Annotated in this window: 1 protein-coding gene; it reads left to right on the forward strand. The window is 49.0% G+C overall.

Features of this window, described 5'->3' with window-relative positions; translation table 11 throughout:
• The coding region (locus R7Z49_RS25080) for a type II secretion system F family protein (RefSeq protein WP_318112398.1) at positions 1-704 on the forward strand (704 nt) is incomplete at both ends.

The following is a 704-nucleotide window of genomic DNA, read 5'->3' on the forward strand; positions in this document are numbered from 1 at the left end:
CAGAAAAGCCTCGAATTCGCACCATGATCGCTGCAGTTCGCTCCAAAGTCACCGAAGGTTACCCATTGGCAGATAGCCTAGGTGATTATCCACACGTATTTGACGAACTGTTTCGCTCTATGGTCGCCGCAGGTGAAAAATCTGGACACCTTGATACGGTTTTAGAGCGCTTGGCGGAGTACGTCGAAAACCGTCAGAAAATGCGTTCTAAGCTGTTGCAAGCGATGATCTACCCTGTCGTGTTAGTGGTGTTTGCGGTGGCGATTGTCTCGTTCTTGTTGGCGACCGTGGTACCCAAAATCATCGAGCCGATCATTCAAATGGGGCAAGAGCTGCCACAGTCGACGCAATTTTTGCTGGCGGCTAGTGAGTTCGTCCAAGAGTGGGGGCTGATTATCTTTGCTGTGCTAGTAGTTTGTTTTTATGGCTTAAAACTGGCATTGCAAAAACCAGATTTTCGCTTGTCTTGGGACAGAAAAATCATCAGCTTGCCGCTCGTCGGTAAGATTTCTAAAGGCCTCAATACCGCTCGCTTCGCTCGTACCTTGTCGATCTGTACTTCAAGTGCGATCCCAATTCTTGAAGGTATGCGAGTGGCGGTTGATGTGATGTCGAACCGTTACGTAAAGCAGCAAGTGTTGATTGCTGCAGACAACGTCCGTGAAGGGGCAAGCTTGCGTAAAGCTCTGGATCAAACCCGTCTA

The organism is Vibrio sp. 1562, assembly GCF_033340155.1.
In the GTDB taxonomy this organism is placed as follows: Bacteria; Pseudomonadota; Gammaproteobacteria; order Enterobacterales; family Vibrionaceae; genus Vibrio; species Vibrio alginolyticus.